This window comes from Companilactobacillus zhongbaensis (assembly GCF_003946515.1).
In the GTDB taxonomy this organism is placed as follows: domain Bacteria; phylum Bacillota; class Bacilli; order Lactobacillales; family Lactobacillaceae; genus Companilactobacillus; species Companilactobacillus zhongbaensis.
Map to the genome: position 1 here is coordinate 1 of NZ_RHOM01000012.1, position 25542 is coordinate 25542.

The 25542-nt window shown below is 40.2% G+C and carries 20 protein-coding genes; 11 read left to right on the forward strand and 9 right to left on the reverse strand.

Features of this window, described 5'->3' with window-relative positions:
* Both EKM69_RS06690 and EKM69_RS06695 read left to right on the forward strand, forming a co-directional pair.
* The coding region (locus EKM69_RS06690) for an LPXTG cell wall anchor domain-containing protein (RefSeq protein ID WP_125709424.1) at nucleotides 1-937 on the forward strand (937 nt) is incomplete at its 5' end.
* Nucleotides 938-1525: 588 nt separating this feature from the next.
* Nucleotides 1526-3895: an LPXTG cell wall anchor domain-containing protein gene (locus tag EKM69_RS06695; RefSeq protein WP_125709426.1), complete on the forward strand. Its 2370-nt coding sequence runs from the start codon at nucleotides 1526-1528 to the stop codon at nucleotides 3893-3895.
* Nucleotides 3896-3961: 66 nt separating this feature from the next.
* Here EKM69_RS06695 and EKM69_RS06700 read toward each other — a convergent pair whose 3' ends face one another.
* Entirely contained in the window at nucleotides 3962-4453 is a 492-nt protein-coding gene (locus EKM69_RS06700) for a hypothetical protein (RefSeq protein ID WP_125709428.1), read from the reverse strand.
* 142 nt (nucleotides 4454-4595) lie between these two features.
* The gene (locus EKM69_RS06705) at nucleotides 4596-5909 is read right to left on the reverse strand and encodes a C1 family peptidase (RefSeq protein ID WP_125709431.1); all 1314 of its coding nucleotides are present in this window, start codon (nucleotides 5907-5909) and stop codon (nucleotides 4596-4598) included.
* Nucleotides 5910-5964: 55 nt separating this feature from the next.
* On the opposite strand from EKM69_RS06705, the gene EKM69_RS06710 reads away from it, so the two are divergent.
* Nucleotides 5965-6630: a type 1 glutamine amidotransferase gene (locus tag EKM69_RS06710; protein WP_125709433.1), complete on the forward strand. Its 666-nt coding sequence runs from the start codon at nucleotides 5965-5967 to the stop codon at nucleotides 6628-6630.
* 82 nt (nucleotides 6631-6712) lie between these two features.
* Here the strand turns inward: EKM69_RS06710 and EKM69_RS06715 are convergent, their stop codons facing one another.
* The 3 genes from EKM69_RS06715 to proC form a co-directional block, all read right to left on the reverse strand.
* On the reverse strand, nucleotides 6713-7303 hold the full coding sequence (locus EKM69_RS06715; protein WP_125709435.1) for an ECF transporter S component: 591 nt from the start codon (nucleotides 7301-7303) through the stop codon (nucleotides 6713-6715).
* Nucleotides 7304-7373: 70 nt separating this feature from the next.
* On the reverse strand, nucleotides 7374-7922 hold the full coding sequence (locus EKM69_RS06720) for a hypothetical protein (RefSeq protein ID WP_125709437.1): 549 nt from the start codon (nucleotides 7920-7922) through the stop codon (nucleotides 7374-7376).
* Between the two features lie 136 nt (nucleotides 7923-8058).
* A complete protein-coding gene (proC, locus tag EKM69_RS06725) occupies nucleotides 8059-8832 on the reverse strand; it encodes a pyrroline-5-carboxylate reductase (protein ID WP_125709439.1) in 774 nt (257 codons plus the stop codon).
* Nucleotides 8833-8962: 130 nt separating this feature from the next.
* On the opposite strand from proC, the gene EKM69_RS06730 reads away from it, so the two are divergent.
* Nucleotides 8963-9661 (forward strand): DUF975 family protein, encoded by a 699-nt coding sequence (locus EKM69_RS06730; RefSeq protein WP_125709441.1) that lies wholly within the window; start codon nucleotides 8963-8965, stop codon nucleotides 9659-9661.
* Nucleotides 9662-9713: 52 nt separating this feature from the next.
* Here EKM69_RS06730 and EKM69_RS12300 read toward each other — a convergent pair whose 3' ends face one another.
* Nucleotides 9714-10007 (reverse strand): hypothetical protein, encoded by a 294-nt coding sequence (locus tag EKM69_RS12300; RefSeq protein ID WP_164505879.1) that lies wholly within the window; start codon nucleotides 10005-10007, stop codon nucleotides 9714-9716.
* 583 nt (nucleotides 10008-10590) lie between these two features.
* Complete coding sequence (locus EKM69_RS06735; RefSeq protein WP_125709443.1) at nucleotides 10591-14259, reverse strand: hypothetical protein; 3669 nt, start codon at nucleotides 14257-14259, stop codon at nucleotides 10591-10593.
* A gap of 572 nt (nucleotides 14260-14831) precedes the next feature.
* On the opposite strand from EKM69_RS06735, the gene thiD reads away from it, so the two are divergent.
* The 7 genes from thiD (at nucleotide 14832) to EKM69_RS06770 (ending at nucleotide 23608) form a co-directional block, all read left to right on the forward strand.
* Entirely contained in the window at nucleotides 14832-15644 is an 813-nt protein-coding gene (gene thiD, locus EKM69_RS06740) for a bifunctional hydroxymethylpyrimidine kinase/phosphomethylpyrimidine kinase (RefSeq protein ID WP_164505883.1), read from the forward strand.
* 30 nt (nucleotides 15645-15674) lie between these two features.
* Nucleotides 15675-16541, forward strand: a complete 867-nt coding sequence (locus tag EKM69_RS06745; RefSeq protein WP_125709447.1) for a GlsB/YeaQ/YmgE family stress response membrane protein — start codon at nucleotides 15675-15677, stop codon at nucleotides 16539-16541.
* Nucleotides 16542-16687: 146 nt separating this feature from the next.
* The gene (locus EKM69_RS06750; protein ID WP_125709449.1) at nucleotides 16688-18151 is read left to right on the forward strand and encodes a cytochrome ubiquinol oxidase subunit I; all 1464 of its coding nucleotides are present in this window, start codon (nucleotides 16688-16690) and stop codon (nucleotides 18149-18151) included.
* Nucleotides 18151-19170, forward strand: a complete 1020-nt coding sequence (gene cydB / locus EKM69_RS06755; protein ID WP_125709451.1) for a cytochrome d ubiquinol oxidase subunit II — start codon at nucleotides 18151-18153, stop codon at nucleotides 19168-19170. The genes EKM69_RS06750 and cydB overlap by 1 nt, the downstream gene beginning before the upstream one ends.
* A 1-nt stretch (nucleotide 19171) precedes the next feature.
* On the forward strand, nucleotides 19172-20911 hold the full coding sequence (cydD, locus tag EKM69_RS06760; RefSeq protein ID WP_125709453.1) for a thiol reductant ABC exporter subunit CydD: 1740 nt from the start codon (nucleotides 19172-19174) through the stop codon (nucleotides 20909-20911).
* Entirely contained in the window at nucleotides 20908-22650 is a 1743-nt protein-coding gene (gene cydC, locus EKM69_RS06765; protein WP_125709455.1) for a thiol reductant ABC exporter subunit CydC, read from the forward strand. Before cydD ends, cydC begins: the two co-directional genes overlap by 4 nt.
* A 229-nt stretch (nucleotides 22651-22879) precedes the next feature.
* Complete coding sequence (locus EKM69_RS06770) at nucleotides 22880-23608, forward strand: MerR family transcriptional regulator (RefSeq protein WP_125709457.1); 729 nt, start codon at nucleotides 22880-22882, stop codon at nucleotides 23606-23608.
* A gap of 58 nt (nucleotides 23609-23666) precedes the next feature.
* Here the strand turns inward: EKM69_RS06770 and EKM69_RS06775 are convergent, their stop codons facing one another.
* Nucleotides 23667-24551: a metallophosphoesterase family protein gene (locus tag EKM69_RS06775; protein WP_125709459.1), complete on the reverse strand. Its 885-nt coding sequence runs from the start codon at nucleotides 24549-24551 to the stop codon at nucleotides 23667-23669.
* 15 nt (nucleotides 24552-24566) lie between these two features.
* Nucleotides 24567-25436, reverse strand: a complete 870-nt coding sequence (gene hisJ / locus EKM69_RS06780; protein ID WP_125709461.1) for a histidinol-phosphatase HisJ — start codon at nucleotides 25434-25436, stop codon at nucleotides 24567-24569.
* Nucleotides 25437-25542 lie beyond the last annotated feature (106 nt).

The window sequence follows — 25542 nt, forward strand, 5'->3', positions numbered from 1 at the left end:
TGGTAACACTGGTTCCGGCACTACTTCCGGTGGCTCTGATTCTGGTAACACTGGTTCTGGCTCTACTACCGGTGGATCTGACTCTGGTAACACTGGTTCTGGTACTACTACTGGTGGCTCCGATTCTGGTAGTACTGGCACTGGTTCTAATACTGGTGACTCCGATTCTGGTAACACTGGTACAGGAACTACTACTGGTGGTTCCGACTCTGGTAGCACTGGTACTGGTTCTACTACTGATGGTTCTGACTCAGGAAACACTGGTTCTGGTTCTACTACCGGTGGATCTGACTCTGGTAGTACTGGCACTGGTTCTAATACTGGTGGCTCCGATTCTGGTAACACTGATACAGGAACTACTACTGGTGGTTCTGACTCTGGTAACACCGGAACTGGGGACACTAGTTCAACAACAGAAACCGGCTATGATTCCAGCTCAGTAGTAGGTGACCAAATATCTGAAGACACAGACACCAACGCAGCATCCACGGTAAACGTAGCGTCAGGCGTCAACGGAGTATCTGATGTAGATCCAAGTGATGCAACAAACGATCCAGCAGGTAACGTAACCGTAAGTAACATATCCACAAATACGGAAACCGATAAAATGCCAGCATCCTCAGCTACAAAAGGATACGAAAGCACAACAGCCAACGGAACCACAAATAACCCTTCGGCAACCACAGATCCAACAGCAACAAACACAAAGAACCCAAATGATCCATCCTCTATCATAAAAAAGTCGACAAAAGAAAACATCGACAATTCTCATAATGAATCAAGCAAAATCGCCCCAACAAAATTAGCATTCAAAGCCAACAACAACTTACCTCAAACAGGAAACAAACTAGCAATAGCACTAAGCATTGCAGGAATAACCCTAATTGGGATAACGGCGTTATGTATCAAAAAAGCAAAAAAGCACTTCACAAACTAGCCTCAAAAGAAAACAATCTTAACTAGCAAAAAAAGGTAAATCTCAAAAGTGAGATTTGCCTTTTTGTTTTGAATTTGATTTTGGTTTATTTTTGGTTTTAGTTTTGGTTTCGATTTTACAAGAAAGAATAGAAACTGAGATAGACCGAAAAACCTAGGACGCGCCAAAAGTGCCAATTTGCACAAAAAAACTCGGTCCCCACCACACAAGAGGGAGATTGTTGCACTATCTAGACGGAGGGGCCCGGGGATACAGCCCTCAGTGGTGAAATTCTTCTTAGCGACGGAGGAGCTTAGAAGAAGGTGCAGTTTTGAAACAAGCGAGCGCACTTTGCTCGATTGGTTCAAAATGTGCCCACCACGTTCCAGCGGCTGTATCCCCGGGCCCCGGAGTCGGCAGTGAACCGCAAACCCAAACTACCACCACCACATAAATTTTTTTAAACAAATAATTCCACCAAAAAAAATCACAAATTAAATATGCATATTTTTTTAACAAACTTAAAGTTAGCTTTAATATGTACATGAACAAAACGGTCATTATCCAAAAAAAGATCATATAGAAGATCCAAAAATCGGGGTAAATAATATGACGAACAAAACTTTAAATCACACGAATAAAACAATGTCTTCAAAAATCAAATACACCGACCTAGCAATCGCAATTGCCTTAAGCAGTGCATCCCTATTTCTAATTCCAGGAGTTTCCAAAGCAGCCACGACTACCGATTCTACAACTAGTCCGACCAGTTCTACCGAAGTAGCCACTGATACAAGTTCCACTTCAGGGACTACTACGCCGACAACAACGACTTCTGACACGCCAACAACTGGAACAACCGCAACTGGAACATCGACAACAGGTGCCACAACCACAGACGGCACTTCGCCTACTACTTCAACATCGTCGACCGGAACGACTGCTCAACCTGCATCCGGAACGTCAACAACGTCAACGACGAGCACAACTACGACAGCTAGTTCTCCAACGACTAGCACATCAACTACTAGTACGACTGCACCTGTAACTACTGCAGCGACAACTAGTACTTCAACTTCCACCACTACACAAAGCAGTACTTCAACAACATCAGGTGCTACTGCGGGATTTACTTATTATAAAGTTCCTGCTGCAGGTTACGAACTAGCTTACGAGCCTAGCACTTCGACAACGACACCTGCAACTTATTCGGTCAGTGTTCAAGCATACGGGACTGATGATAGATCGTTAGGTTCAGCCATTCCCGTAGCCAGTGGTCAAGCAGCCGATTCTTCTTACACCTTGGATTGGACACCAGCTTTACTAGACCAACTAAATGCTTCCTTCCCAAATTCAGGTAACTACACTGCTTGGACACCAGCTAGTTTGACTGCACCATTAACGATCCCAGTCACCAACAGTAATGTCTTGGTAAAAGTTTACTATGCTCTCAAGACTGTCACGGTAACTTACACTTACATTGATGAAACTACTGGCAAAACACTTTACCAACAAGCTAATACTTATGATTTCACCGACGCAGCTAACAACACCACCTTCAAAACTGACGGGATCAGACCAGCAACGGCCGTTTTGGATAGCAGCACACATTTCTTAACACCTGATGACACGTCAACCGCTGCTCAAACTAATTCAACTGCGCTACCTTATTTTGGTCCAGACGGAATGATTTTTAATAATACGAGCTATGTCTTAGATTCACAAAAAAGCGGTGGAATCACACCATTGTCTTATATTTACTGGCCTCAAAGTGACACTACGAGAACCTTCTATTACACTGAAGGAAACAAGCCAACGATTACCATCAACGCTGTCGATTCTTTAGGTAATCCACTAAAGACCTTTGATACAGATTTGACACCAACAGCAACCTTGCCTGCCGAAACGATCACCGGAGCAAGTTACTTACCTACTGCCGCAGAAGCAACAATCCCCGGTTACTCACTAACTGGTTTCACATCAACAGCAACCGACAGTCTATCTGGCGTCGAACCTACAACGGTCGATAACAAGTTTGATTTAGCCCAATATGAAACATTTCTAGCTAGTCCTGAAAATGCCTTCCCTTACGATGCTAGAGCTTTGGGAGATTATCAAAACATGAATATTACCTTCACTTATCAAGGTGACCCCGTCACATTAATGGTTCAACCTGTTGATAGTAACGGCAATAAGATTGGAGATCCAATTCCTGCTGCTCAAGGATTCGTCGGTGAAAGCCTCAACTTAGCAAGCCCAACAGTCGCTGGTTATTCTCCAACTAATGAAAGCTTGCAAGTAACGTTACAACCTGGTCAAACAGCTATTCCGGTAATTTACTACGCTGAAAATGGCACTTCTACTTATGATGATACAGGCAGTTCAACGGGAGCAACTGGAACAACAAGTCCATCAGATACTACAACTAGTGATACTGATGAAACTCCTAGTTCAGAAGAGCCCAGTGAACCTAACTCTTCAAAAGAATTACCTGACACATTCACACCGACAGAAGTCTTTCCAAGTGAAACTACTCAACCTTCCGCATCAACAACAACTGAGGAAAGCCCTGCTCCTGCCGCAACAGAAATGGGATCAGGTTACGCATCTTCAGCCGATTCAGAAACACCTGCATCTGCAACAGATATGGGATCCTCAACGAGTTCAACAACAGCTCCATCTGCAACAGCTACAGGATCCTCAACGAGTCCAACACCAGCCTCATCTTCAACTGCTAGTGGATCACCCACTGCTCATGCAAGTTTGACACCACTTACTTACTCAAAGTCAGCCACACCCGCAACGAGTACTGCTACATCATTAAAGAAGACTTATTCAACTACTCCATTTTATTCAGCATCATCGGCTTCGAAATTACCACAAACCGGTGAAAAGACGATCAGCTTACTTTCAGCTATCGGCCTTGCTTTATTGGGAATCGCTGGATTAGCCGTTGATAAACTCAAAAAAGTCTTTTAGATAAGACAAAATCCCCGTTCAAAAAATTGAACGGGGATTTTTGTTGCTCATTAGCTAGTGATAGATCTATTGTCCTAATTCTTGCCGCAAAGTACCTATTGAGCCATTCTTAGACAAGTCTTGATAGTTTTGGTAAGTCTTGACCCAATCGCCATCACTCATGGACTGACGAATCTGGTCAAATTGAGGATTAGTAAAGATCTCTTGGGCAGCCTTTTGTGAGGCCTCTGGTGACATCGATGATGTTTTCTCGATCAATTTGGCTGCTGATTGTTGGTTATTTGCGGCTTTCATGATCTCCGACATCTTGACACCTTCTAAGATCCGTGCCGATTTGTCGATCTTTTCATCGGCTTTAGGATCTCCGGTCTTGCGGTCTTTGATCTTCTTAGCCAACTCGCTCTTTACCATCTTGTCGCTAGCGGTGTCATTTCCTGTAGCGTTACGAATGGCGTTGTTGATGGGAAAGAAAAAGATGACGCACAAAACTAAGACCACTACGATCGCTAAAATACTATAAAAAACAGTTTGCTTTTTACTATTTTGTTTACGATGCATACTTATTCCACCTGGATTTTACTGGAATTTAATTATAACGGCGAAACGGCTTTTGATTCAACTGTTTGCTCTATTTAATATTTTATGAAAAAAATACCGTTAAAGCATATTAACTCTAACGGTTTTCTTTTACCAAATTTGACTATTCCATCGCATCCCAAGCAGGTAATACGATTGGATCTTGAGCGAAGGCGTTTCTTTCTTCTTCGGTCAAATATTTCTTGTTGATCACGACTTCATAGACATTTTCGTCGAACCATTGATCATCCATCGTGAAATAGCCTTTTTCACCAACTCGTTCACCCCAAGAGTTCTCCACTTTCCAACGATTAGGTTTATCGTTGATCAAGTTGACCCCGGTAAAGACCATGGCGTGAGAAACTGAAGCATTCCCAGTGTCCAAAGCATCACCTTTACTCATCTTAGTATCGATACCAAATAATTGGTCGTATTGATAAAGGTCACCAAACAATAATCCTTTTTGACGCTCAGATTGATTACCAACATCATTACCAAACCAAACAGTCTCGTTGCCCTTCAACTGTTTTATCGACAACTCTTTCAAACGTTCGATCGGCAAGTTCAAGAATTTCTCAGCTTCACCACCAACGATATTCCCTTGAGTATCGATCGTATATGGTTGATTGAATTTCTTGGTAGTTTGTGGCGAATTCATGACACTGATGTAGTCATCCAAGTTGATCGTAAAATAATTTTGCAAAAAGTCTTTTGGCGTTATACTTGCTTGTTCGATCATCTTGCCATTGTCATCTTTGATCGATAATTCAAAGTCGACCGGTGGCTGGCCAAATGAATAGACACAGATCCGATAAATATCAGATAACATTTCTTGAACACGATCCTCAGTTGGCTGGCTATCCTTGATCATCTGACGGATCTCCATCCCATCTTTTCGAAGCAAGTTGTTCAAAGTGGCGTTAAACTCGCTTGTGCTTTCTGAAACGACCGTTTCAGGCATGGCATAACTAGGAACGACGCCGTATTTTTTGATCAAGTTAGCACCATATTGCCATTGACCACCATCCCCACTCGGATGAGCAAACAAGAAGTTGACCTTCCTATCTGATAGTGGCATATCGGCCGTTTGGATAATATTTTGGAAAAAGTAGTTAGCTTTTTCTAAACGATCATAGAATGATAGGTAGTTTTCTGACAGCTCAAAATCCTTAACATTATACTTCGTGGCGAATTCCGTTCTTAAGTTAGTCAAGGTCGAGAACAACCAGCAACGACCAGAACGCTTTTGATCCGTTACTTTTCCGGTGGGAACTTCGATGTTGAAAGCTGGGTTTAATTTACTCTTGGCCGCAATATTTTGGGCAGCTTTATAAATCCCAACTTGAGCAACGGCGTTTTTCAAAACGTTGTTTGATTCGTCGTGATTCAGTTTCTCGTGAAAATCTGCTAAACTAGCTTTATTAATTTCTTTCGTCAAATTAATCACCTCATTATTTAAATATTACAATACTTTAAGTTTTTTGGAGAATATTATGTCTGACACGATTAAAATCGCTTATTTATACGAAGATCTGATGAACACTTACGGTGACAGTGGTGACGTCAAGATCTTAAGCTTCATTTTGAAGGAAAAAGGCTATGATACACAAGTAGATAACATTAGCCTTGATCAAAAATTTAACGCCAATGATTACGACTTTCTATTTTTCGGTGGTGGCCAAGACTTCGAGCAATCCGTTGTTGCTAAAGACTTGATCCACCATCGCGAAACTATTAAGGATTACATCGAGGATGACAAACCTATGCTTTGTATTTGTGGTGGCTACCAATTCTTAGGTAAATATTACGAAACAGTTGGTGGTGACACCATCAAATGCCTCGATATCTTACCTTTCCACACTGTCTTCAAGGCTGACAGTCGAATGATCGGTGATACTGAATACGAAACTGAATGGGGCACAGTACGTGCCTTTGAAAACCATAGTGGACGGACTTATTTCGATGATAAGTCGAAGTTGAAACCACTTGGTAAGATGATCGAGGGTTACGGTAATAATCCGGAAGATAAGGTTGAGGGTATGAGATATAAAAATACCATCGGCTCATATTCACATGGCCCTATTTTGAAAAATGAAAACATGGCGCGAGCTATTGCTGACAAGATAATCGCAGCACATAAAAAGCGAGTATCTGCCTAAATAATGTTATTTATCTTTAAATTCAAAAGGTGCTGATTGGAAATTCCAATCGGCACCTTTTATTTTTTTCTGAAAATATTTACTATTCCAAGAACTTATTTGTTTTCAATATTGCGCTAGCTATGGCTGGGGCAATGATCACAGCAGCAATCAATTCCGCCACACCATTAGTCCCAACTATCGCTAGTAAGATGGCATTTAAAGCTGAAGTTTGAGCTGCATAGGCTTTGGAAAGCACGCTGGCATACATTACTCTCATCAGTACTAGCACTAAGACGGTGTTAGTGATCGATCCTGCTGCTGAAGCTAGACCCATGCCTAGTAGTTTATGCTTGTTCGTCTTCTTAAACCATAAGTAGATCCAACCTGCTATCAAGCCTACTAATACTCTAGGTAAGATGGCTACTATCGGGTTAGTAAAGACTGTGGTATCGATGATCGATGTTGGACTGGTCAAGGCTCTTAAAATCGTTCCGATTCCCCAAACTAGTCCTACTATTGCCCCGTTGGTTGGTCCTAATACGATGGCCGCCACGATCACTGTTACATGAATAATAGTAATGTTGACGAAACCTGTTGGTATGAAGCCTAACATTGGTACCATTGATTGGACAAAAATTATCGCCATTAAAATCCCCAAAATGGCTGTCCGATATGACTTTTTCTTGCGCATGATATTCCCTCTCGTATCGTCCTAAAAAGTTATTAACATGTTATAACATTTTGTGAATCGTGGCAAAGTATTAATTTCCTAGGCTTGCTTGGAGTTCCTTGATCGAGCCATCATGTGAAAGTTTCTGATATTGAGCATAAGCTCCGATCCAGTTACCACTGTTGATATCACTTCTTAAATTGCTGAATTTGCTGTCTGAGAACAGTTCTGAGGCGGCTTTTTGTGATTGAGTAGCACTTAGATTAGTTTGGCTTTGGATCATCTCAGCAGCCTTAGATTCATTGCTGGCCGCAGTTTTGATTTTACTTGGTGACAAGCTTTTGATCTTAGTAAGCGTATCGTCTGAATTGTCAGCCTGACTGGCAGCTTGAACTACTGGTTTTTCAACTTCAACTGACTTGCCATCCTTGTCGACTTTATTATTGCCCTCTTTGATCGACTTAATCGTCCTGGCAGTCTTTTTCGCGATCTTACTAGAAACAACATCGTTGTGCTTAGTAGTTTCACTTTTACTGTTATTTAACGGTGCAACAAAAGCTGATCCTAATAAAAAAATCATTAATAAACCTAGTGATGATGAAAAAACTTTTTTCTTTTTAGCACGTTTTGTATCTTTCATATTGATCATTTCCTTTAACATAATATTCAGTGGTAATTTCCCTATACAAGTACAAAAAAAGAGAAATTCATAATGAATTTCCCTCTTTTTAAGCGTTCGAGATTAATCCTTCAACAATTGACTGTACTATAGTGTATTACTCACCTTCGGCAGCGTCAACAGCTTTAATGACTGCATTTCTGAAACCGTATTCTTCCAGTGCGGCGACACCTTTGATCGTCGAACCTCCTGGTGAAGTGACTTCGTCTTTTAATTGTTGAACTCCTTGATCTGATTGCAAGGCAAGTTTCCCAGTACCAATAGCCATCCCAATAGCGGCCTTGTAGGACAATTTGCGGTCGAGCCCATGTTTGACACCCGCATCGCTCAAAGCTTCGATAAAGACGTCTAAAAAGGCGGGAGAGCAACCTGCAATCGTGCCGAGGATGCTTAATTGTTCACTAGGAACTTCCACCACTTGGCCAGTGTAGCCAAGAACAGAAGCTACTTTTTTCTTGTCTTCGATAGGGAAATTTTCAGAATAAGCAATTCCCGTAAATCCAGCGCCGACTTTAACTGGAGTATTAGGAATCGCAATGGCAACTTTAGCGTCAGCTCCTAACTTCTTTTTCAAACGAGCAATCGTAGCGCCACCCGTAAATGCAACGACTAGCTTGCCTTCAGAAATAGCGGCCAACTCATTCAAAACACTATCCAACGCCGTGTCCCCAACTGCCACAAAAATAATTTCTGGTTCTGTCATTTGTTTGATCTTTTGAACCATCTTAAAACCTAATTGGTCTTGGAGAACCTTAGCAGTATTGGATTTGCCACCTTTGACAATAATCTGATGATTGTCATATCCATTTCTCACTAATCCTGTAATAACAGCGCCTCCGATACTACCAGCGCCAACAAATCCAACTACCATTGTCTTCACTCCCTTAATCTGATTAATAATATTATAGTCTGAAAAAGCTAAATATTAAGCGCAATTATAAAAAAATAATTTGCTTTAAATGGTATAACCTGTAAAATTTTTACTAAGAGGGGGAATCACTATGCAAACATACAGAACACGTGCTCAACTTAAACAAGATGCCAAGAATACTTTAAAAGGCAACTGGGGAAAAGGTATCTTGCTCTACTTGATCACAATGCTATACGCCTACGGTACTAGTGTTTATAGTGCCGGAATCAACATCAACAATGCCCTAAACAACCCAACCAATTTGGGAACGCATTTCAGTACTTACGGCATCGTTTCAACCATCATAGGATTACTATTCGGAGTGATCTCGACCACAGCAGACTACCGCGCCTTAGACTGGATCAGAAACCCACAGTTACAATTCCAACCAGTGATCAGTAACTTCGCTCGTTTCAAAAATCCAGACTGGTACAAAATGATCGGCATGTTCATCATCGTTTACGTACTAACAGCCCTATGGTCATTATTACTAGTTATTCCCGGAATTATTAAAACATTTTCATACTCACAAACATATTTCATCTACAAGGATCTATCAGACAAAGGCCAAGCTGGAGGATACGCCCTAGTAGACTTCGTAACTAAGAGTCGCCAACTAATGGACGGTCACAAAGCAGACTTATTCGTACTATACTTAAGCTTCATCGGCTGGTTCATCTTAGGAGGAATCACCCTAGGAATAGGTTTCATCTGGATCATTCCTTATATGAGACTAACATTAGCTAATTTCTATAGAGATTTAGTAGAAAAAAATCCAAACGTAGTTTAAAAATAGAGCTTCGGTATATGTATATATATATCGAGGCTTTTTTGTTTGCGGTTCACTGCCGGTTCTGGGGGGTTCCAGGAATTGCGCTGTGGAACGGTGTGGACGTCGATTTGAGCTCCTCGAAGAAGTTCACTTCGACGATCTCAAATACGAGTCTTATTCTAAGCGATAAATCGCTAAGAATAATTTCACACCTGACAGCGAATTCCTTCCACCCCCCAGAACCTAGGTTAGTAATAAATATCTTTCTTGGTGGGTGGGCACGGTACTTATCTTTACTAGTGTTGATTGCAGTATATGGAATAGTTGCTCCATTTCTTGGTTTCCAATATATTCCAGATTTCAAAAAACACCCCAAAAGCTATTAAGACAATACAAAAGGCTCTTCTCATTCGAATTAAAAGAACGAGAAGAGCCTTTTGATGTGGTTTTATTAAGAAGAAACAAGGTTCACCATAACGTTACACAGTATCACTGTATTTGAACATTCTTGCCCATCATAAACCATAATCTAAAAGATAGAAACCGAGACAAACCCGTTAAAAAACGAGGAGAGGCTAGGTACGTAATCCAAAAGCTAAAACAACATACCACCATAAGAGTAAGTACCGTACCCCCACAAAAAAATTAGTTTTGTACCAACCTAGGTCCTGTGGAGGGTGGAGGGAATTCGCCGTCAGCCGCGAAATTTTCGTTTGCACGGCATGGGCCGTGCTTACGAAAAGACCCAGCTTTGAGATGTCCAAGGCGGTCTTACCTTGGATAGCTCAAAGTGGGTCCGCAGCGTTCCACGGCGCAATTCCCGAAACCCTCCACAGGACCGGCAGTGAACCACCAACCAACCTATAACCTCAAAAAACACCAAAACCAAAGCAAAAAAAGATGCTTAAGACATAAACTGTCTTAAACATCTTCAATATCAAAACTAATTAAGCTAAAGCAACAGATAGAGGATCGCTGTTAGTCCAGAAACCAACAGGGCGAATCTTTCTATTCCAGTTAGGCTTAATATTTACATGAATTCTTTCAGCAACTTCCTTCTTCTTGATTAACTCAATAACAAGTGCGGCTGCTGCAGCGATATCAAATCCAATGATACCAACAGTCATCATAAGTACACCGATAACGATAGGAACTACGATACTAATTGCTAATGCAATAGCTTGAATCAAGATAATTACACCAACGATAGCGTCTGCGATCCAACCAAATAGTGGAATGAATGAGAATGGTAATGCGATTACGAATGCGATCTCAACGATTGGAATTGAAATTGCTAATACTAGACCCATCCAGAATGGCCATGATAATGCAATCAATAGTCCTGGAATGAAGAATAGCATCATGAGTCCACCGATAGCTACTGCTAAGTATAGACTTGGAAGAGCTAGATCAGTTAGGATCAATGCCATGAATCCGAAGCCGATGAACCACAATAAGAAGTTCAGTACTAAGAACTGAGGCATTAGAAGTAATAGAATCAAGAATATTGCCATACCGGCTAGCATACCTCCTGCCATAAAGGCTAAGTATCCTAGAAGTACTACGGCCATACCAGCGATTAGTCCAAGTCCAATGACTCCGGCAAATCCACCAGCCACGACTGTTAATACAGCAAATCCGGCAATGATCAATCCGAGAACTACACCCATGATCAATCCTGCGATCAATGCAAATCCGATTAATCCAAGTAAACTAAATAGTCCAGCAATTACTAATCCTAATAAGGCCGTTATTGGAAGAAGCATTGCTAATAATCCACCTGTTAATAATGAGATGATACCTGCAATTACTTGAGCAATTACAAGACCAATTGTCATAACTAGTGGAACAATTAATCCTGCAAGAACTATAGCGCCAGCTAATAGAACCATTGGGATAAATGTTAATACGATGAATCCTGGAATAAATGTTAATGCTAATACAACTAGACTAATTGGAACAGTAATCAAGTTGATAATTGGAATCAAGTTAGCGATCAATAGCAATGGTGCTGTGAATAATGATACGACTAACATGATTGGGAACAAGATCAATGAAGGAATGATCAATGCGCCTAGTACTGTGTAAATGAATACAACAGGTAGTGCAGTGATTGCAAATACGATTCCCCATGTGATCAATGCTAATGGAACCCAGATTGGTGAAGTTACGATAGCAACTACACCCATTGCTAATGCAGCAAGTGGAACAGCTAAGATAGCTAGAAGAATTGCTGGTAGCAAGTCATCTTTGTTATCTACTGTCTTCTTTTGAACTAGTGCATCAGGTACATATTTACCGTCTAAGTAATCTTTGTAAACTTGTGAGTTTAACATCAATTGGTTGTTGATAGGTTGATCGAAGTCACCATCTTTCAAGCTATCACCAAAGGCGTTAAATACTTGTGGTAAGTTTGCTAGATACTTGTCAGAACTGCCACTGATTGGTTGTGTGTTCAATGTAATTAAGTATTGGTTTCCGTCAGTCGTCTTTTGCAAGTATTTGGCTGTTGTACCAGTTGTATCTGATGAATCAGTCTTGCTTGATAAGTCATTCAAAATTCCAGGAAGTGATCCTAGGATTTCCGCCTTATCCATTTCTGATGAACCTTTCATCTTGTCGCCCATGTCTTTCTCCATTTTTGAGAATAGAGCAGCATTGGCTTTTCCATCCTTGGCTGGAGCTTGTTCGTCAGTAGCTTCAGTTGCCTCGTTGGATGAAGTAGTCTTGTTGATAACAAGGTTATCAGCTCTCTTAGCATTTTGTTCTGCTAGAGCTGAAGCAGCATAACTATTTAAAGTAGCAGTTGGATTGTAAGTCCGCTTCTTTAAGTTAGTTGCTCCTGATGTATCTGTATTAGAATCAACTTTTTCAACTGTGATGTGATCTTTCATAGCGTTCCAAGCTTCGGAAGCGTCAAGTTCACTATCAGTAGCTGAAGATTTACCGTTGATGTAATCTTGGTAAACTTGTGAATCTAATAAAACGTCTATGTCCATTGCTTTATCAAATGCATCTTCAGCCATATTTTCACCGAAGGCTTTCAATAAGCTTGGCATTTGTTGCTGAAGAACACTTGCACCGTTAGGATCAGCTACACCGTTAATTGTTGTGTAGGCTGTTCTACCGGTTGAGAGAAGTGTTGCGAAGTTAAACACTTGATCTTGTGTATCAGCTTTTGCAATGTATGACCAAATTCCTGGCATAGCTTTGACGATTTCAGCTTTTTCTGCATAAGTTGCTTCTGGAACTTTGTTTTCAATGTCCTGTCTAATACCTTCGAACGTTTCGTTCTTTTGGTAAGACTTCGTTTCGCCAGTGTTATCAGCATTGTTTGGATCTGTATCGTTATTCTTCAATACTTCATCGAGAGTAGCTTGTGGATCCGATGCTTTACCATCTGGCGTTTGGATGACATTTTCAGGTGTCGTCCCAGCCTGAACTTGCGTAGAAGTTCCTGTCTTCGACTGTGCCGGTTGGTCAACCGTTGCCGTCGTTGTTGCATTGTTGCTTGCAGTGTTACCTGAAGCAGTGTTGCTTGTTACGTTTTGTGTCGCAGTTTGCGTTGCATTGTCACTTGAGTTGTCTACTTTTTCAGTGTTTTGGCTAGTATCGGTCTTAACTGGCTGACTAGTTGTAACTGAAGATCCCTGCGCATTGGAATTTTCAGTTGTCGTAGCTTGCTGGTTATTCGCCGATGTTGTATGATTTGCTGACGTTGTAGTCTCGCCAAGTGCATTGTTCGTTACAGTTGATGAGTCATCAGAAGTAGTTGCTTGGTTAGCACTTGTTTCTGTATCTGTAGTTAGATCACCGACTACTTTAATAGTAGTTTGACCCATCACAGCTTTTTCAGCTTCGTCAAAAGTTGGTTGATAGTAACTATTCTCGCCTTGTTGAGATGTAGTACCGGCTTGAGTAGATGTTGTCGTTCCAGCTTGTTGATATGAAGTAGTGTAACTAGATGTGCTGTAGCTCGATGCTGCTTGAGTTGAAGCATATTGGCTAGTTGCTTGCTGTGTGCTGTACGATTGTTGACTAGTTGTGGAAGTATATGAACTAGTCGTAGCTTGAGGATGCCACTTCGAAGTCAACTTATTGTTGGCAACTTTAATAGCTGCACCTTCGAAGTTTGCTTTAACAGGAGTTGTGTCATACACGTTCTTCGTTGCTACTCCAATAGCTGACGAATAACTTGCATCATGCACAGTCTCGTTAAATGTAAATGTAACTGTCCCCTTATCAGCATTCTTCTTTACCGAATATGGTAAAGAACCTTTTTGGTTGATAACAGAACTGCTATCCAAATCAACGTTGTCGGTGTCGAAATCAACAACGAGCTGTTCGCCTTTTTGAATAACATTATTACCGGAAGCGGCGATGTTAGTTACAAGAACATAGCCATCCTTTTGCTTATCGAGTTTCAAGTTAAAAATGCTATTTGCATTTCTAAGTGGTGTCTTCAAGCTCGAATTATCTTTTGCAACGTTTTCAGTTTTTGCATTTTCCGTGCCAGCCAATGCAGCTGCTGCGATTCCAGCAGTACCATTGGCAACCATTGGTGCGGCTAATGCAAGAGCCGAAATAGTTACGACGGCTTTCTTTAGCAACGACATACCGTTTATCCCCCCATCTATAATTTTTGATAAAAAACAGATATAACTTTTGTTATATCTTCTTCATAATAACGTTTACACCTATCTTAATGCAACTGGTTTCACAAAATAATTTCAAAAATATTACTTGATTTTTACAAAATGATTTCGTAAGTATGCGATTATAATTGCCTTTATAATAGGAATCGTAGATTTATAGGAATATAAATGAAAATGAAAATAGTCTGAAACAAGTCATATTTTACCGAATTTTTGTGAATTATCGATCATTACATAGCGTTGTAAGATTGCTAACAATTACAATTATCAACGGTTAAACGATTTATAAGTTGATAATTGAGCGGTTTTTGCCATGTATTTATTAAAATTCTTTAATTTGGACATTGTTAATTTGTGAAATGGTAAAAATATATTTATAAAATATAAGTCAATGTCACACCGTTATATTTTTTTATAGGAATATTGATACGATTTAATTAAAAATTAGGATATTCTCATCTAATAAAGTAAATTGATAACACTTTTACCATATTACTGGTAATATTTAAGTAATTAGAAATCTAGGAGGCATTATTTTGAACGAATTTACTCAAGTATTAACTATTGCTGGCTCTGATTCCGATGGAAGTGCTGGCGCTCAAGCTGATCTTAAAACCTTCATGGCTCGTGGAGTTTACGGTATGTCCGTCTTAACTGCTGCAGTTGCTGGAAATTCCTACGGTATTCACGATGCCACGATTATGTCTCCTAAATTTATCGACAGTCAGATCAATGACATCAAGGACGACTTCAAAGTTTCGGCATTCAAAACTGGTATGCTTTCTGATTCTGCTACTATTAATACAGTCGCTGATGCTATCCAAGACAAACCATTCGGTTTTTTCGTTTTGGACCCTGTTATCATTACTAAACATGGGGCTATGTTATTAGAAGAAGATGCCTATCAAACTTTGATCGACCGTCTTTTCCCACTAGCTGATATTATTACGCCTAACTTTTATGAAGCTAAGAAATTGTCAGGCATGGAATTGAACAGTCGAGAAGAGATCGTTTTAGCCGCTCACAAGTTGCAAGAGCTCGGACCTAAGAACATTATGATCAAAGGTGAACACGCTGATGATTCGATCGATTATGTTGAAGACTTCGTCTTATTGGAAGATGGTCAATCATTCTGGATCTCAGAGCCTTATGTCAAAACTGATCACATTAACGGAACTGGTGACACTTTATCTTCATCGATCGTTGCTGAGGTTGCTAAAGGTCAAGATCTAGAAACAGCTATCCGTGTTTCTAAGACTTTCACCTACCAAGCAATCAAAAACATCATCGATGTTGGACATAAATATGGTCCGATCAACCACTTCGTTAAAGACGACATACAATAGTAGAAAAAATTCACGGGAGGATATTTTCGCATGGTAAGAATCACTAAAATCTCTGCGGCGACGATCCTATTTATCCTGTCGATCATCTTAATGATCAAGACTGGCTTTGCTGGTTTCATTTCAGCTTTGATTGGTAATGGTGCCATTGGTGGTGCGGCAGGTATTATGATCGCCATCACTTACATCATCACCGCCATTATTTACATTTTGACTAACCGTACTTATAGTTTGGTACCCGATATTATCAACTTCTTGATCTTGATAATTGGAGCAGTAATGGGATTGATGAATTCCGGCTTTCCAGATACTAGTTATTTGAAGATCTGGTCATGGATCGGGATCGTAATTGGAGCTGCCGTCTTGATCACGAGTATCGTCGACTTGATCATTCATCCTGTTCCTGAAGATGATGACGTTGATGAAAGTCAATCGATCAATCGTAGCAACTATTATCAACAAAGTTCGAACAATGGATACTTGCGTAATCAAAACTATGACCAAAGTAATTTGACTGATCAGCCAAATCAATACAATGGTTATCAACCGAATTACAATAATCAAACACCAACTAGATCCAATTACCAAGGTCAAACTAATCTATATTCAAACAACCAAGCATCCCCAAATGGTCTATACAATAACGGCCAGGGTAATGGTTATTATCCAAATGATCCTAATTTCAACCAATACAACGGTCAATATAACGGTGATCCGCAAGCTAACAATCAATATAGCGACCAGAGCGGTCAAAACTATGGCCATATAAATCAGGGACAAAATCCTTACGATAACCGTTTTGATCCGAATAATCCGCAAAACTTAAATAATTCTTCAAAAAATAATTTAAATCGCTCGCCAAACATCGACCCGTCAAAAAGCCGTCGTAGCAAGCATTAATGCAAGCCTTTTCAGGCTTGCTTTTTTTTATCGTTGTTTATATCGTGATAAATCATTTATCACTATTGATATTTCAATTAATTAATCATATGATAAACGTAGTTATAGATATATATCTATACAAAGTTATAGGAGGAGGTAATTATATGTACGGACTAGGCTTAACTATCGTCGGCTTGGCTCGTTTCCAATTCGCGATGACTACCGTGTTCCATTTCTTCTTCGTTCCATTTTCAATCGGAATGGGATTTGTTGTAGCTATCATGGAAACAATTTACGCAGTCAAAAAAGACGAAGTTTACCGTACTATGGCAAAATTCTGGGGAAAGATTTTCCTTCTTAGTTTCGCTGTAGGTATTGTTACAGGACTTATTCAAGAGTTCCAGTTCGGTATGAACTGGTCAGAGTATTCTAGATTCATGGGTGATGTCTTCGGTGCACCACTTGCTATCGAAGCATTACTAGCATTCTTTATCGAATCAGTGTTCATCGGTATTTGGATGTTCACTTGGGATAGATTCACACCAGGTTGGCACGCATTCATGATCTGGATGACATCTATCGGTACTATGTTATCAGCTATTTGGATTTTGGCTGCTAACAGTTTCATGCAACACCCAACAGGTTTCACTATCGCAGTTATGGGTGGCCACACACGTATCAAGCTAACAAGCTTTGGTGACGTTGTTGCTAACCCACAACTTTGGAGAGTGTTCCCTCACTTGATCATTGCAGCTATTATGACAGCTGGTGTCGTTATTGCTGGTATGAGTGCTTATGGTCTTCTTCGTAAGAAGAAAGGTGAAAACCACTTCTTCAAGACATCATTAAGATACGGCCTTTGGGTAGGTTTAGTTGGTGCTCTTCTAACAATTGTTGCTGGTGATTTCCAAACACAACAAATGCTTAAAGATCAACCAATGAAATTTGCCGCTACTGAAGGTATTTACAAGACGACAAAAGACCCAGCTCCATGGACTGTTATTGAAACAATCGATGCTAAGGGTCACAAGGCATCTCACCAAGTTGAGATCCCTAAGGTATTGAGTCTTTTGACTTACCATAAGACATCTGGTTCTGTTAAAGGTATGAACGAAATTAACAAAGAACTAAATAACGAATATGGTAACAAGAAATTCGGTACGCAAATGGGTTCAGAATTAGACTTCTACCCACCTGCAAAGACATTGTTCTGGAGTTTCAGAATAATGACAGCTATCGCATTTATTATTCTTATCTTTGATTTCTTAGGACTTCTATTCTCAAGAAAGAACAAGGACACAATCGAAAACAAGAGATGGTTGCTACACTTGCTAGGTATTGGTATTTGGGTTCCATTTATCGGTAACTCAGCTGGTTGGTTCGTAACTGAGTTCGGTCGTTATCCTTGGATCGTATATGGTTTATTCACAATTTCTCAAGCCGTATCACCTTCATCAACTATCGGAAGCTTACTATTTAGTAATATTCTTTACTTTGTATTGTTTGCCTTCCTCGGTGGTGTCATGGTTTGGTACAGCAGACAGACATTGCATCAAGGTCCTTACTTCGAAGAAAAGGATTCTAAGCAAAATGTGGATCCTTTCGCAAAGGAGGCATTTGGTAAATAATGACAACACTTCAAATTTTATGGTTCTGTATAATTGGTTTACTATTTGCTATCTTCGTCTTCCTTGAAGGTTTCGACTTTGGTGTTGGTATGGCAACACGTCTTATCGCTAAAGATCAAGATGAACAAATTGCTATTCAATCATCAATCGGCCCTCACTGGGACGGAAATGAAACTTGGTTAGTTACAGCTGGTGGTGCAATGTTTGCATCGATCCCTATGTGGTACGCATCATTGTTCTCAGCTTACTACTACCTATTAATGTTAGTTTTAGTTGCTTTAATCATTCGTGGTGTTTCGTTCGAATTTACAAAACACGCCGAATCAAAATCTGGTAAGAATTTCTGGTTATGGTTATTCTTCCTAGGCAGTGCATTAGCACCATTCTTCTTAGTTATGATGCTTACAAGCATGATCCAAGGTATTCCTTTGAATGCTAACGGTGATGCTACAGGTCTTGGCTTCTTCGATGTTGTTAACTGGCTTTCAATCGTTGGTGGTATTGCTGGTGTATGTTTATCATTAGTACACGGCTTGAACTTCCTACGTTTGAGAATGTCAGGCTCATTAGCCGACCGTGCACGCAACATGAACAAAGTACTTTACCCAATTCTTTTTGTTGGTGAAGTATTATTCGCCCTACTAGTTATTTTCCAAACAGACTTCTTTACTAAGAAATTAGTCTCATCATTGATTATTACAATCCTAATTGTATTATTCTCATTGTTGGGTTACTATGGAGTCCTAAAGGATAGAGCAGGATGGAGCTTCGTTGGATCAGGATTATCATTGAGTGCAGTTATCGTACTTATCTTCAATGGTATGTTCCCACGTGTAATGATCAGTACAATTAAAGGTAACGACATTCTACTTAAGAATGCTGCTAACTCACAGTACACATTAACAGTTATGACAATTGTTGCATGTATCCTTGTACCTATCGTATTGATCTACTTCATTTGGTCATACACTCTATTCACCAAGAAAATAAATCCTAAGGACAACGCGGTGAAATATTAATATGATTGATAAGCGATTATTTCGCTTACCAGGAACAAAAAAACTTCTACTGATGCTTGCAGGATTAACTATCTTGCAAGCATTTGTTATTTTATTCCAAGGTAAGTACCTAGCAGATGCTTTAGTAAATTCTTGGAAGATGAAACCACTACAAACTATCATTTACCCAATGACACTCTTTGCAGTGGCTTTTGTCGTCCGGCATTTATTAAACTTAATAAATACAAAAATAGTGCAACATTACTCTAGTACTATGTCGGAGGAGATCCGTTCCCAACTATTAGACAAAGTCTATAATTCGGGGCCACAAATGATCTCCGAAAGAGGTACTGGCAATTTAGTGACAGCATCATTAGACGGAATCGACTTAGTCGAAAACTACTTCAAGTTGATCTTCACCAAAATGATGAACATGTCGATCATTCCTCCTGTACTTTTGATTTACATCTACTTCCAAAATATAGCCTCAGGTATTACCTTGACGATCATCGTACCTTTGATCATCTTATTCATGATCATCTTAGGTCTAGCAGCACAATCAAAAGCTGACGAGCAATACGATCAATACACGATCTTGTCAAACCACTTCTTAGATGCCTTGAGAGGTTTGCCTACTCTAAAAATGTTAGGTCTAAGTAAGCGCTACGTTAAAAATATCTATACTGTCAGTGACGAATATCGTCGTCGGACGATGAATACTTTGCGTATCGCCATCTTATCGACCTTTGCTATCGACTGGTTGACTACTTTAGGTATCGCCATTTTAGCGGTCTTCCTAGGTTTTGGCTTGATCAATGGCGCCTTCCCACTATTCCCTGCCTTGGTAACTTTGATCTTGGCACCGGAATACTTTTTACCATTGCGTGATTTCTCCAATGACTATCACGCAACGCTCGATGGGAAAAATGCTTTAACTAATATCTTCTCGATCCTCGAAAGAAAGGATACCGAAGATACTGATAAATTAGATAAATTAACTTGGAATGAAAATTCTGATTTTGAGATCAATGATCTCCAATTTAACTACGATGATGAAGATAAAACTGCCGATGCTAGTTTAGACATCGATCATCTGAAGTTGTCTGGTTATCAAAATGTCGGCGTGATCGGCAAATCCGGTTCCGGTAAGTCGACCTTGATCAGAGTTATCGGTGGCTTTTTGACCCCTGAAAAAGACTCTGATATTAAGATCAACGGCCAACAAATTCCTCATTTCACGCAAAAAAATTGGCAAAAGGAATTAACCTTCTTGCCTCAAGCTCCTTACTTATTTGCAGGGACATTAGCAGAAAACATTGCTTTTTACCGTCCAGAAGCTAGCCTAGATCAAGTCAAAGATGCCGCTGACAAAGCTGGTTTGACTGACTTCATTGAAACTCTCAAAGATGGCTACGAAACTAAGATCGGTGAAGGTGGTCGTGGTATCTCCGGTGGTCAACAACAACGGATCATGATCGCACGTGCCTTCTTAGATGACGATCGTCACATTTTGATTTTTGACGAACCAACAGCCCATTTGGATATTGAGACTGAGTACGCCCTCAAGAAACCAATGGAGGAATTATTCAAAAATCACCTGGTATTGTTCGCTACTCACCGTCTTCACTGGATCAAGGAAATGGATTATGTCGTTGTAATGGACGATGGAATGATCGTCGAACAAGGAACACCTGACCAACTACGTGCACATCAAGGTGCCTATTCCGACTTAATTAAGAATATGCGAGGTGATACACTGTGAACTTTTTCAAAACATTCAAACATGATACATGGGTCAAACCATATATCAAGCAATACAAAGGCCTACTAGTTCTCGTTTTGATCTTAGGCTTTCTCACGGTCTTCTCCGCAACTGCCTTAATGTTCACAGCTGGTTATACGATCGATAAAGCTGCAACGCATCCGTTCAACATCTTATTGATCTACGTTCCGATCGTCCTAACTCGTGCGTTTGGTATTGGTCGCCCGGTCTTCAAATATGCCGAACGGCTCAGAAGTCACAACTGGGTCTTAAAGATCACTTCTGACTTAAGAACTAGATTGTACAAAACACTCGAAACAGATGCCTCATTTTTCACCGAACGTCACAAAACTGGTGATATCATGGGACTACTTTCTGAAGATATCAATCACTTGCAAGACTTGTACTTAAGAACTGTCTTTCCTACAGTCATCGCTTATATCGTCGCTTTAGTAGCTTCAATCGCCATGGGAGTGTTCAACCCATCGTTTGGTTTCTTCGTATTGCTTCTCTGCTTCGTTGAAATCGTGTTAGTACCACTTATCTCAGTTTCAATTGAAAGCGCCCGAAGAGAACGTCAAAAAGCTTTGAAGAGTGATTTATATACGAAACTGACTGATAATATTTTGGGTGTTGATGACTGGGTTATCTCAGGACGTCAAGACGACTTCAAAAAATTATCCGCCAGCACGATACAAGAATTGGATGCTTCAAAGAATAAATCTAAAGCATTCAGACGTTATCGTGATTTCGTATTACAATTGATCTTTGCCTTGATCATGATCGTCATGTTGATCTTCACTAACATCCACATGACAGCAAATCAAGAAATGGCTAACTACACGGCAGCTGTCGTATTAGCAGCCCTGCAACTATCTGACACCTTCGTTCCGGTCAGTCAAGGATTCGAAGAATGGCCACAATATCGTGACTCGATCAAACGCTTGAACACCGTTCAACCGGTCGACCAAAACTTGCCAGAACAAGTCGAATTAGCACCAAGTGATTTCCAACAACTTGAATTAACTAACGTCAACTTTGAATACGCCACTGATTCACCAATTTTGATCAAAGACTTCAGTCAGACCATCAAACGTGGTAAAAAAATTGCCTTACTAGGACCTTCAGGAATTGGTAAAACAACCATCTTGCAGCTGATTCTTGGAGACTTAGTACCACAACAAGGCTCGATCAACGTAAATGACTTAGATGTTCAACAAATTCAAGAAAAACGGGAAACGATTTTTTCCGTCTTGAACCAAAATCCTTTCCTATTCAACACTAGTGTCATCAACAATGTTCGACTAGGAAACGAGAATAAGAGTGACGAAGAAGTCAAAAAGGCCCTCGAACGAGTTGGCTTGAAAGACTTATTAGAATCACTGCCTGAAAAATACAACACCTCTGTCGGAGAAAACGGCTCCAGATTCTCCGGTGGTGAACAAGAACGGATCGCCCTAGCGCGGATCTTATTACAAGACGCTCCAGTAGTCCTATTGGACGAACCAACTGTTGGACTAGATCCGATCACCGAAAATGATTTACTAGAAACCTTCTTCGATGTCTTAAAAGACAAAACGATCATCTGGGTAACCCACCATCTTCAAGGAGTTAACCACGTTGATCACGTCGTCTTCGTCAACGAACAAGGAATCGAAATGCAAGGCGATCCTGCAGAGTTGTATCAGAACAACAAGCATTTTAAAGAACTTTATGAAATGGATGCTGGCCTCGAATAGAACTCGTTTCCACTCTAAATCTGACAACGTTTGGCAACAAAAACAGATATTGAAAATAAAGCACAACTAAAAAATCTCTCCAATCTGAACTAAAGTCAGAATTTAGGAGAGATTTTTTCATACAGTTATCGATACCATAACGTCGTTATACAATATCCATTTTTTTAAAAAATTTCTTGCAAGTTACCCAACGTAATAAGTTATAAAGAAGTTGGAGGTGAAAAACTTTATGTCAATTTACACAACCGGAGAGTTAGCAAAAGTCAGCCACGTATCAGTTCGAACTCTACAATACTACGATAAAAAGGGTCTCTTGGTTCCTTCCAGTAAAAATACATCTGGGAAGAGATTTTACAACGATGTAGATCTGAAGAAGCTGAAATTGATCCTGCTCTTAAAAAGCTTAGGTCTAAAATTATCCGAGATCAAACAAATAACCGAGGCCCCCAACGCTGTGAAGACTTTAAGCTTAATGCTGACGGAACAAGAAAAAATTGTTAAGGCTGAGCTGAAAGATTCGCAGCAACAGTTAAGAATGATCGAATCGGTTAAAAATAATCTGACTGATCTCAACCAGCTGACTCTTAATTCTATCGACGACATAAATAAAGTCATGAACAACAAAAAAGCCCTCAGAAAAGTTCACATTAACATGGTTTTAATGGGATTACCTTTAAACATCATCGAATTAGGTACGCTGATCTACGGTATCTTTAAGGGAAACTGGATTCCCTTCATCATTGCCATGATCTTCGTCTGCATCGAAGCAGCCTGGATAACCAAGTATTATTTCAACAGCACCAAATACACTTGCCCAAACTGTAATACCACTTTCAAGCCTGATTTTTGGAAAGCTTTCTGGGCTCCACATACACCCAAAACACGCAAGCTCGTTTGCCCCAACTGCGGTCAAAAAAATAACTGCGTTGAGGTTTACGATGACGATAAATTGAAGTAAAAACAATAACGCCGTTACAAAAAAAGACACCTATTGTAGGTGTCTTTTTTTGGCTCTATTAAACTCGAAGTATTTCATCCATCGACTCAAATGAGATAACGAATCGATCAACTCGGTCCGGATATAAACTGATCTCAACACATCCACGAGGTAACTCCCCGTAGCAGTTGAAGCCACTCACGTTTCCATAACACAATTCCACATCGTCCACCTTCGAAGCAAAGTTATTCTCGTGGTCGTGACCCGCGAAGAGTGCTTTTACATTGCGCTTTCTCAACAACGCATAAAACAATCCCGAGTTGACGTTAGGCGCACAAACTGGTTCTCCGAAATTACCGGAAATAATGTGTTTTGTTCCCAAACGGTACTCAGGAATAGGGATATGCATGAATCCTACATCAATGTTGTCCTTTGATCTGCCATAAGGCAACTCCAAGAACCACTGGATCTGTTCTGGCTCAATCGCTGCGTATTCATCTATTTTGGGCCAATGAGTATAAGAGCCACTGTCCCAAACATAAACGACGTGTCGTAGCTCCCCAGTATCACGGTCGTTTATCTCCAAAGTGTAGCTTTCACGATTCGAGTTCAAAAAGCTGTTATGCCTGTCAGCAAAAAATTCCAGCTCTTTTTCCATCGAACGCATATCGCTTCTTTTCATCGTTCCTTCGACATCATGATTTCCATATGTGATGGCAACAGTCGTCTTGAGCGAATTCAAAAAATCATAAAAGACAGCCAAACTCTTTTTTGCGGTCGGGTTATCTTTACCCCAAATAATGTCACCTGTGATCATGATCAAATGAAATTTCTTTTGTGTGAAGAGTCGCCTTAACGCACGTAAAGTTTTGAGATCTTCATCGCCAAACGGATAAGGTCCCAAATGAAGATCGGTCAATTGGCAAATTCGAAACGGTCGTTCGTCGTGCACTGTTAGTTCCATTAATATCACCTGCAATTAGTAAATTTTTTGGACTAAGTACTCATTAAATCCTTGATCAACGCTAGTTGCGTCATGGGCATCTGATCCATAGACCATCTTGATGCCACGATCAGCAGCTTTTTCAATGATTGAAACGTACGGCGAAGGTTCGCGCTGAGAAAATTTTGCTAGACCCGACATATTGCAGTCGAGCATCTCATCATGTTTAGCTACGTTCTTTAATATCTTATCGATCAACTTATCAGTTTTAGCATCATGCCAAACAGTGCCAGAGTCGAACAGTTTGCGCCACTTGCGATATAAAGTAATATGGCCATAACGCTCCGGTTTATCAGGGCAATCCCATTTAACCGCTTCTAAGACAGTGGCCAAATACTTATCTGCCACTCCTAAAGGTGTTTGATAATATTTCATAACGCCGTTACAAAAATCATCTAAGTCATCATCAACAGACCTTAACCCACTATCCGTAGGCAAAAAATGGACAGACAAAATGGCATCGTCAATTTGGTCCTTAAATTTCTTCATCTGACTGCTAGTCCATTCCTGACAACCATCGATATAATCGAATTCAAATCCCACCAAGATCTTGATCTGGTCGGAATATTTATCTTTTAAATATGACATTTTCCGAAAATAGTCCGGCAACTCATCATAATCCATTGCCGCCGTTTTAATCGCATGCTCACTCCCACTAGCCATCCGATAAAACTGCGGTGGCATCGGGAAATGTTCTGTGATCGAGTAAGTTTTAAATCCAGCTTGGATAGCATTACGAACAAAATCCTCAGTATCTTCCCCCGATCCATGAGGACAAAATTCCGTATGAGAGTGGCCGTTCCAGTATTTAGCAGAAATATCATTAAGTTCTTCTTTTGATAGCATTTTGTTCCTCCTAAAGTAGTTCTTAGTGGCTACGCCACTTAGAACTACTTATCGGGACGCCTTAGGCGTCCGGAATCCTATTTAGTACTATTAAAATTTTTCTTGA

Coding starts and splice junctions, on each gene's coding strand:
- EKM69_RS06745 (WP_125709447.1), top strand. CDS start 15,675: ATGGTAAGAATCACTAAAATCTCTGCGGCGACGATCCTATTTATCCTG.
- EKM69_RS06735 (WP_125709443.1), bottom strand. CDS start 14,259: ATGTCGTTGCTAAAGAAAGCCGTCGTAACTATTTCGGCTCTTGCATTA.
- cydD (WP_125709453.1), top strand. CDS start 19,172: ATGATTGATAAGCGATTATTTCGCTTACCAGGAACAAAAAAACTTCTA.
- EKM69_RS06715 (WP_125709435.1), bottom strand. CDS start 7,303: ATGCGCAAGAAAAAGTCATATCGGACAGCCATTTTGGGGATTTTAATG.
- EKM69_RS06775 (WP_125709459.1), bottom strand. CDS start 24,551: ATGGAACTAACAGTGCACGACGAACGACCGTTTCGAATTTGCCAATTG.
- proC (WP_125709439.1), bottom strand. CDS start 8,832: ATGGTAGTTGGATTTGTTGGCGCTGGTAGTATCGGAGGCGCTGTTATT.
- EKM69_RS06730 (WP_125709441.1), top strand. CDS start 8,963: ATGCAAACATACAGAACACGTGCTCAACTTAAACAAGATGCCAAGAAT.
- EKM69_RS06750 (WP_125709449.1), top strand. CDS start 16,688: ATGTACGGACTAGGCTTAACTATCGTCGGCTTGGCTCGTTTCCAATTC.
- EKM69_RS06770 (WP_125709457.1), top strand. CDS start 22,880: ATGTCAATTTACACAACCGGAGAGTTAGCAAAAGTCAGCCACGTATCA.
- EKM69_RS06710 (WP_125709433.1), top strand. CDS start 5,965: ATGTCTGACACGATTAAAATCGCTTATTTATACGAAGATCTGATGAAC.
- EKM69_RS06720 (WP_125709437.1), bottom strand. CDS start 7,922: ATGAAAGATACAAAACGTGCTAAAAAGAAAAAAGTTTTTTCATCATCA.
- cydB (WP_125709451.1), top strand. CDS start 18,151: ATGACAACACTTCAAATTTTATGGTTCTGTATAATTGGTTTACTATTT.
- hisJ (WP_125709461.1), bottom strand. CDS start 25,436: ATGCTATCAAAAGAAGAACTTAATGATATTTCTGCTAAATACTGGAAC.
- EKM69_RS06695 (WP_125709426.1), top strand. CDS start 1,526: ATGACGAACAAAACTTTAAATCACACGAATAAAACAATGTCTTCAAAA.
- EKM69_RS06700 (WP_125709428.1), bottom strand. CDS start 4,453: ATGCATCGTAAACAAAATAGTAAAAAGCAAACTGTTTTTTATAGTATT.